Below are 6,456 nucleotides of genomic sequence, written 5' to 3'. Positions count from 1 at the left end.
GCTGTATTATCAAATTGGAACAAACGTGTTTTAGTTGTTGCCGGATTGATTACCTGTGCATCATCAGCAAGGTCATTTGCAGTAACACCATCCAACGGACAGGAAATGTAATGTGTCGTGATGGAATTGATTGCTCTGAATACTTTAACATTACCGCTTACCGAACCCGCATCACCGGATGCATAACCAATGTTACCGCCGTTATCAATATCAACTGTAAGATTACCGTTGGTTGTTAATACACCTGAAGTCAAAGANAATTTACCTTTTAGTGTAATCGAATTTGCTGCTCCGCTCGCGATCGTTACNCCAGCNGCATTNTTNACNNTAGTATTATANAANNTTGAAATNCCNGTAAGTGTTTGTGNNGTTGTACCNAGCAAAGCAACCGTTGATCCTGAATTTGCAGTAAATGTTCCGCTGTTCGAAATAGATCCGTATGCATTTAAGATACCTCCCGAATTGATTATCAAGGAAGCTGTGCCACCGGAACTAAGTGTAATTTTAGCAGCGTTTGCTGTTACACCGTTAGCAATTACCGGCCATCTGTTCGATGTAAGCGTAGCCGGAATTGCAACATCATTTTGAGAAGTCGGTATCGCATTCAGACTCCAGTTCGCAGCCACGTTCCATGCAGTGCTGGATGAACCGTCCCATGTATTTGTACATGCACTTACAATAACAGAATACGTTGCAGTAGCACTACATGCTGCATTTGAAACAGTCATTGTTAATGTTACCGTTGTACCCACATCTCCGGCTACAGAAGTATATACAGGTGCTACTGTAGTTGCACCGGATGTAATAGAACCTAAGCCATTGTCTGTCCATGCAATTGTTCCATTGCTGGAGCTTGCACCTGTAACAGTTGCCGTAGCTCCCTGACATATTGTTTGACTTCCGCCCGCTGAAGCAGTCGGCGTAGCTAAAATTTTAACGACTGTAGATGAAATAACACCACAAGCAGTAGAATAAGAAACGGTATATGTACCGGCAGTACTAGTGCTCGGAGTGATTACACCTGTAGTAGAATTAATGATCAATCCGGATGCAGCAGAATAAGTTCCGCCGGTTGCTCCTGTTACAGTTGGAGATACAGTACCTGACGATTTACAGAAAGATGGTGCGCTGTATGCAATTTTTGTATAATATACAGTTATAATAACTTGGCCGTTAGCACCATTTCCACCATTTCCGGATCCGGCACTTCCGCCGCCGCCGCCGCCAGGGAAGCCACCAACAGCACCATCGCCATTCGTTGCTGATGATCCATTACCACCAGCACCACCACCTGTAACAGCTGCAGCACCAGGTGTACCTGTGCCTGGAGTTGTACCTCCGGCATTACCACCATTACTTCCTGTTCCGGCACTACCGCCACCGCCACCACCGGGATTACTTTGGTATGGTAAGTTAATATCCGCACCACCACCACCAGTATAGTTGTATGCTCCGTTTGAACCTGAACCACCCAGACCTCCTACACCGGAAGGTGTAGCTGTAGATACTGCGTAAAAACCACCCGTAGCAGATATTGTTGAACCATTCACCGTTGCACTGGAAGTTCCGCCTGTGTTTCCGTTACCTGAAGTTGTTGCTCCAAGGCCGCCTGCACCAACAGTTACAGCAATCGCATCACCCGGATTCACTGCAACGATTTGCTGAGAATATCCGCCGCCGCCGCCGCCTGTTCCTTTCAAATTTGTATATCCTTTTGAACCGCCGCCGCCGCCGCCCCATACCTGAATAGATACAACCTTTGCATTTGCCGGTACAGTATACGTACCCGATGAAGAAATACTTGTTACCGTAGCAGCTTCATTTACTGTAATGTTTTTTGTGGCTGCCGTATAACAGCCACTTGACGGGCCCGCATACGTAATAACAGATGTGCCTCCTGAAATACCTGTAACCACACCGGATGAACTAATGGTTGCAACACTGGTATTGCTACTGCTCCAAGTTCCTCCACTTAATGTATTTGTAAGTGTTATTGTATTTCCGGAACAAACCGAACTTGAACCTCCTATTGCAGGAACTGTTGAAGAACTCTGCCAATAGCTGGATGTGATTGTAAGCGTATTGCTATTATAAGTCTGACCGCTAAGCGTATATTGTCTTTTATAATAACTGTACTGAACAGTAGAAGAACCTGTAGTACTATAATTTTGTGCCGTCGCACCTGAAATTGCTGAAAATCCTGAGGTAGCGCTCGTTGTACTTACAAACCATTGGTATGTAGCTCCGCCATAAGCTACTCCGGTCATGGCAACAGTACCACCATTACATGTAGTTGTATTGCTCGATGAAATAAGATTATTACCGGCACATGGTCCTGTTGCACAACTGTAATGCTGTCCAAAAACAGTACCTTGATAACTATCCGCATCAAGAGATCCGGTAGTTGTTAAGGTACCTGTACCTGTTACGTTTGCTGTATTATTACCGGATTGGTAATTCCCATTCACAGCTACATTGCCATTGATCGCAAAATTCGCATTCGAATCATTTTTAGCATCTCCCTTAATGTATAAGTTCACATTAGCTCCTACCGTTAATATAGTGGAGTTTGAAAAATATACTGCAGTAGCATTCGGATCACCAATGATGGTGTCGTTACCGCTGCCGGAATAAGTTAACTTCGCCGTGTTATCCATTTTAAGCCCACCTCCGCGGATTTGCAGCGCACCAGCAACATTCACATTCGAAGAACTTGTTTCATAGAGACCTATTATCGAAGTTGTACCTTTATTTACAATTACCGTTCCTCCTGATTGAATATCTAAACCGGTTGCAGACGTAGTATTAAGGCTTATAGCAGCTGTTCCACTTGAAGCACCTGGATTTACTGTTAAAAGACCGCCATTCAGTACAGTTAACACTCCTGTTACACTCGTCCCAATACTTACAGTTCCATTCACAATAACTTTTGCATTGTTTTGGATCTCTAAAGTACCACCTGTACCAATAGTCAACGAACCGTTAAAAGTAAGGGTTGTACCCGAAGCAACAGTCACCTTTCCTGATATAATGGTACTTGCCCCTGTATAGGTTTGAGTTGTTGAAATTGTTTGTGTTGTTGTAGATGTTAACTGGGCAAACGAATTAAATGCTAAACTTGTAAAGAATACCATTAAAACTACTCTTCCTACTCTCACTAAATTCGATAAACCGCCTCTTCTTGATTCCATAATCAATTGATTTTATTCTCAATTATTGTCACTTTAAACACTTAACATGTGTTAAGTTGCAAATATGAACGTTTTGAATTTAACTTCGGTTTTCAAAAAATTCGCTGTTTCTGTATCAAAATGTATGTTATAGAGGGAATTAGAAGGTTTATATTAGATGTGCAAACATCAAATTTGTTATTTTATTAAAAACCAACAACTTAATAAAAAAAAACCTAAAAAAATGACTTATAATATATGTATAAATAAAAATAAAAATCAATAAAAACGCTTATTAAAAACGTCTGAATTATTCGATCAATATTCAGAAGATGGTATAAATAAAGACACCCGCTGCTCTTAAGCAGCGGGTGTCTTTATTTATATATACTTAATTAAATTAAAAACCGATTATCATGTTATTGTTTAATGACGCTCACATGATCTATATAGCTCGTGTTATCCATAGTAACTTTGATCAGATAAAAACCTGCTGCTACTTCCGGAGTAAAGAAATTGTTGCCATTTGAAAGCGATACATTCGACAATACTTTCACAACATTTCCGGTTACATCCAATATTTCAATAGTACCTGTTCCTGAAAGTGTGCTCTTAACCAAAAAACCGTTCGGACTGGATAAGATACCAATGCTGGAAGTTCCTGTACCATTCTTCACACCCGTTGTGATTGATTGACGCAACTGAAGATCGAAACGATTCAGATCGTCTGTTTTTAATGCCGTAAAAGAATAATCACGTGTAGTTACAACCGTTTCAGTTCCTAATTTCTTATCTACCAAAACATATTCAATAGAAGGATTGCTGCTCGTTATGCTCAACACATAATCTCCATCTGCAGGCACTTTTGTATATACGGCGATTGTATCTTTTGCAGATGGATCTGCAATCGAATTGATCGAATATTTCGTTGAACCAAACTCCGTATAGATCGAAGGAACAGTACTTGGATTTGTCATTTTAAAGGCATCCAGATCACTGTCAAATTCATTCGTTGCATCTTCATTAAAACGGATCAATGTTTCGTCTGCTGCAGTAGTACTCTTCAATGTCAGACGCACTGTTTCATCTGAAGCTGCACGCCACATAGACGCAGACGTTGGCGTACGAACTAAGCCATTCATTACAACTGTTGCTGTTGACGGAGTAGTTCCATTGTATGCTACAAAAAACGAATTCATTGCAGGAATGTATTGTGTTGCTGAATTTGTGCCCTGTCCGTGTATATAACTGGTGTAGGAGTTTGTTGTTGGGTTCCAGAAATAAATAGCGTTATTTACTCCGCTTTTTGTCCAGCCTGAAGCTGCCTCCCAATCCAAAGTGCTTGGGTACGGATTGGATACAAGCATGAATTGAGTTGCTACATTTGGTCCTGTATACGAATAGCTCGCAGTGTGTGTGTACGTTCCTGTAAAATCAAGAGATGTAGCATTACCAAACCACAAGCTATACGCACTAGATGGAGACAAAGTAGTATTCATATCTGTAACTCCAACCCATTTATAAGAAGTATTATTAAATTGAAACAGACGGGTATTGCCACTTGCAGGGTTGATAACCTGAATATCGTCTACTATATCATTTGCAGTTACACCATTTAACGGACAGGATATATAATGAGAAGTAATGTTATTGACTGCTCTGTATACAGTAACTACACCATCAATAGAACCTACATCCGTAGATGCATAACCGATATTTCCTCCACTATCAATATCTATAGTCAAATACGAATAAGTTGTTAACTGTCCTTTAGTTAAACTTAAGGTGCCTTTTATTTTCATAGCTGATAATATAGAAACTCCGCTTGAATTATTAATAGTCAGATTATACAGATACGTTATTCCAGCCCCCCACACACTCTGAGCTGCCCCTTGATTCATAACAATCGTACTGTTCGCATTTGCTGTTAATGTACCATTCGCTAGTATGTTTCCATATGCATTCAATGTTCCGCTTCCCGTTATAGTAACAACAGCACCTAAATCGATTACAACAGCTTTCGCATTTACAGCACCCGTTATAATTGGATAGTAGGATCTGCCAGCTGGTATTACAACATCTTGTGTTGAAGTAGGTACTGAATTTAATGACCAGTTAGCCGCCGTTAACCAATTCGTCTGATTCCCTGTTGCTCCTCCAACCCAGGTATTATTACAAGAACTTATATTAATCAGAACGCCTGAACTATATGTATAACAATACGGGTCTCCACCATTTTGCTTCGTTTTTACTACTATTCTATAAAATGTTGAAATAGTTGGAACAGCAGAATATGTACTTAACGTTGCTCCGGATATATCTGAAAAGTTGTCTCCAATCGATCTTGATTGCCATTGATATACAACAGAATTGTAACCTCCTACGTTATCAATTGTTGATGTAAAACTAATCGTAGCACCACTACACGCTGAAGTTGTATTTGGAGTCACCGTAGCTGTTTTTGAACATCCGGAACCTGAAAGATTTCTACCGTCACAACCATCGGGAACACCGGAACATGTTGGATTTAATACTCCAAAAATTGAACTGTTGTTAATACCAATCATATGGCCGGTAGTTGTAATATCTCCATTTCCTATAACAACTGCGGCAGAGTTCTGTCCATCATAATTTCCGGTAATTGCTAACAAACCATCAACGTTAATATTCCCTCCATTATTTGTATAATTCCCTGTAACATTAAAGTTAGATCCTGAATCAATGATAATAAGAGTACCTGCCTGATTGATTTGATTGGTAACGGTAAGTGTTGCACCACCATATACATGGATCGTACCGGCATTCAAGTTTATACCTCCTGCAAAGGAAACATTTGAATAAATATTTAACACAGAAGTTGAACTGGACATTCCCAACGAAAGCGGAATAGATGATCCGCTCGCTCCGGCATTAAAATTAAATGTGGTATTTGCTGCGATATTAACGTTCACATTCGTGAAATCCATTACATTGTTGATATTGATAATATCCCCATCAGCAGGTAGACCATTTGACCATTTAGTAACATCTCCCCAGGTACCAGAACCTATAGTAGAAGTTGTTTTGGCTTCAGCATTTTGAGCCTGTAATAAAAAACATAAAATTAGCCCTAAAATGACTGTTATAGAAAATACACTTTTTACATTTTTTAGAATATAAAAGTTAGAAAAGTTGTATGACAGCATAGTATGAAAGAGTTTAATAAATTTATGTTGGGAGTAGTAATTGATATAATCTTCTAATTATTAATACCCTAAAAATATAAACTATTAACTACATTAACCAT

The 6,456-nt window shown here is 39.7% G+C and carries 2 protein-coding genes; both read right to left on the bottom strand.

The window, feature by feature from the left end; all coding sequences use genetic code 11:
- On the bottom strand, window positions 1–2,267 hold a 2,267-nt coding region (locus A3EE_RS22300; protein ID WP_483782819.1), incomplete at its 3' end, for a beta strand repeat-containing protein.
- A 1,322-nt stretch (window positions 2,268–3,589) separates the two neighbouring features.
- Entirely contained in the window at window positions 3,590–6,355 is a 2,766-nt protein-coding gene (locus A3EE_RS0115705) for a beta strand repeat-containing protein (protein WP_018344397.1), read from the bottom strand.
- Window positions 6,356–6,456: the final 101 nt, after the last annotated feature.

The sequence above is a fragment of the Cytophaga aurantiaca DSM 3654 genome (genome assembly GCF_000379725.1).
Classification (GTDB): Bacteria; Bacteroidota; Bacteroidia; order Cytophagales; family Cytophagaceae; genus Cytophaga; species Cytophaga aurantiaca.
Note: the sequence above shows the minus strand (reverse complement) of the source record. Positions and strands in the feature narration are given on the sequence as shown.

Coding starts and splice junctions, on each gene's coding strand:
- A3EE_RS0115705 (WP_018344397.1), bottom strand. CDS start 6,355: ATGCTGTCATACAACTTTTCTAACTTTTATATTCTAAAAAATGTAAAA.